The sequence below is a fragment of the Hydrotalea sp. AMD genome, from assembly GCF_004100315.1.
Lineage (GTDB): Bacteria > Bacteroidota > Bacteroidia > Chitinophagales > Chitinophagaceae > Hydrotalea > Hydrotalea flava.
In genome coordinates, this window is sequence record NZ_SCKY01000068.1 from 1 (window position 1) to 2,954 (window position 2,954).

A 2,954-nucleotide genomic window follows, 5' to 3' on the forward strand; every position below is an offset into this window, starting at 1 on the left:
TATGTAAGCTGTAATCCGGCCACACAGGCAAGAGATTTGGCTTTGCTGGATGAAAAATACACCGTTACAAAGGTGCAGCCGGTAGATATGTTTCCGCATACCTTCCATATTGAAAACATTGTGCAGCTTCGGTTAAAAGAAGCATTTATAAACCCATAATATTGTAGCATGACAGAATTCAGGCCCGGACGATTTCAGATTTTACCATTGGTGATTAAAAACCTGATCATTATTAATGGTTTGGTATTTCTGGCACAAATAACGATTGGCAGGCAAGGTTTCATTAATATGGATGATTTGTTTGCCCTGCACACCTTTCAAAGCCCATTGTTCAAACCCTGGCAATTGATTACGCACATGTTTATGCATGGCGGATTTGAACATATTTTCTTCAATATGTTTGCTTTATGGATGTTTGGCTCTGTATTAGAAAACCTTTGGGGGCCCAAACGTTTTTTAACCTTTTATATTATTTGTGGTTTGGGTGCCGCTTTTAGCCACTTAATTGTGTTGTACTTTCAAACCCAGCACTTAATTGATGCTTTTAATAGTTTAGACCCCACCACCCAACAACTGTACAAAGTTAATTTCTTAGACCGTCTTAATGAAGCTACCATTGGTGCATCGGGAGCCGTTTTTGGCTGTTTGGCTGCCTTTGGCTATTTGTTTCCCAATACAAAAATTTACTTATACTTCTTTGTACCCATTAAAGCCAAATGGTTTGTAATCATGTATGCCGCATTTGAGTTGTACTTAGGCATTAAAAACTCAGCCGGCGATGATGTGGCCCATTTTGCCCACTTAGGCGGTGCTTTGGTAGGTATTATTTTGGTGTATTTCTGGAACAAAAACAACAGAAGTTCGTTTTATTAAAGCAATTTAACCTTCTAATTGCGTAATTTTTTGCAATTTTAATGTATGAACCTGAGCGAAATGCATAATACCCGCAGAAGACCTTTATTAGGTGAAAACAATAATGCACTGGTTTTTTTGATTATTCTGAATGCACTTTTTTTTGTATCGCTTACTTTCATCAAAATTGTTTACTTCCTTTCTTACGATAGCAATGCAACCGCAGGCCTGTTTTTTCAAAAACAAATTGTAAACTGGCTGACACTACCCGCCGATACAGCAATTTTCTTCCCCAGAATATGGACCATTCTTACCTATATGTTCACCACCTACAGCGTTTGGGGTATTATCAGCACCGTTTTATGGATATGGGCTTTTGGTTATATTTTACAAGATTTAGCCGGCAATAAAAATATTATGCCCATTTACTTGTATGGAGGCTTTTTTGGCGGTATTGCATTTGTGTTGAGTGTTAACTTAATTCCTGCATTATACCAAAACATTGCATTTACTCCTGCATTAATGGGCGGAGGTGCAGCGGTAATGGGTATTGCCGTGGCAACTACCACCTTAGCCCCCGATTATAGAATTTTTCCACTTATTAACGGAGGTATTCCCATTTGGGTACTAACCTTAATTTTTGTAGCCATTGATTACGCAACCATTGCCAGCCAAAACGGCGGTAATGCCATTGCTCATTTAACAGGCGGCATGGTGGGTTTCTTATACATACGCCAATTAAAAAGAGGCAAAGACTGGGGCAACTGGATGCACCGTACGGTACAATGGGTAGATGATCTATTTAATCCGGAAAAGAAAAACAAAACTGCAACTATCAAAGAAAAACTGTTTTACCAGAGCAATACAAAGCCCTTTCAAAAAACACCGAATATTACCCAACAGCGTTTAGATGATATTTTGGATAAAATTAACCAGCATGGCTACCACATGCTGAGTGAGGAAGAAAAAGAATTTTTAAAAAAGGCCAGTAAAGATTTATAACCCATTATGGCTTTTTTTGCAATAGCTGTTTTCAAAAAATTTACAGGAATTGTTTGCATAGGCTATAGTGGTGTGTATGCGCTATCGGTACTTACACCCTTTGTAAACCCGATTCATTTTTGGCCTATGACTTTTCTATCGCTGGCTTTCCCATTGCTGTTGGCAGGGATGATTGGGGTTTGCCTGATATCATTTCTGCTATTTAAAAAATACAGTTGGTTGTTTTTCTTAGTATTGGCTTGCGGATATACCAATATTCGTTCGGTTTGGGGGTTTCATCCCGGAAAACCCTTTACAATGGAAAAATCTGCAGGCAGCATTCGTATTGTATCATGGAATGTGAACGAATTTTTAAATGCTTCCATTGCAAATGATATACCCGGCAATCCCCGTCGGCAAATGCTTGCCTTTATTCAACAATCGAATGCCGATATTCTTTGCTTTCAGGACTTTGCAACCGCTACGGGGAAAAAATTTCGTTCCACCTTGCCTTATATCCGCGATTCTTTGCATTATCCCTACACAGCTTTTGTCAATAATTTTTCATTTGGCATTGATGGGAATAACCTACAGCAAAATGGTATTGTCATTTTTTCGCGTTTACCGATTGTTGATTCTGCCGTCATTCCATTGCCCAATCCCGAGCATTTTAAAGAAGATTTTCAATGGGTTACCATTCAATATGGGCAACAAAGGTTCCGTATCATCAATGCCCATTTGCGTTCCATGAATTTGCACAGCAGTCAGGCCATGCCGGTTGAATCGCAGTTCTATAAACCTGATACTACACTTTTTTTACAAAAATCTACCTTTGCAAAACTGCGTTATTTTGATAAGGTGCATGTAGCTCAGGCAGTCCGTATTCGTGCAGTGATGGATACAACGGGGCTACCCTTTGTGTTTTGTGGCGATTTAAATGCAGTGCCTTCTTCTTATGTATACCACCAGCTCAGTAAAGGATTACAAGATGCCTTTCTAAAAACCGGATTTGGCTTAGGCAATACGTACGATAGTATTTCACCTACCCTGCGTATTGATGTGATGTTGCTTCGCAAACCCATCATCCCCATTCAACACCAAACATTCCCCCTGCATTTATC

At 39.3% G+C, this 2,954-nt stretch carries 4 protein-coding genes; all 4 read left to right on the forward strand.

The genetic code is table 11. The annotated features are described in order from the left end of the window. Nucleotides 1–159, forward strand: a 159-nt coding sequence (locus EO766_RS17945) for a hypothetical protein (RefSeq protein WP_502697239.1), incomplete at its 5' end; no start/stop codon positions are given. Between the two features lie 9 nt (nucleotides 160–168). Next, complete coding sequence (locus EO766_RS17950) at nucleotides 169–873, forward strand: rhomboid family intramembrane serine protease (RefSeq protein ID WP_074419419.1); 705 nt, start codon at nucleotides 169–171, stop codon at nucleotides 871–873. Between the two features lie 45 nt (nucleotides 874–918). Then, complete coding sequence (locus EO766_RS17955) at nucleotides 919–1,854, forward strand: rhomboid family intramembrane serine protease (protein WP_074419420.1); 936 nt, start codon at nucleotides 919–921, stop codon at nucleotides 1,852–1,854. Nucleotides 1,855–1,860: 6 nt separating this feature from the next. Then, a partial coding sequence (locus tag EO766_RS17960) for an endonuclease/exonuclease/phosphatase family protein (protein WP_287101762.1) occupies nucleotides 1,861–2,954 on the forward strand: 1,094 nt, incomplete at its 3' end.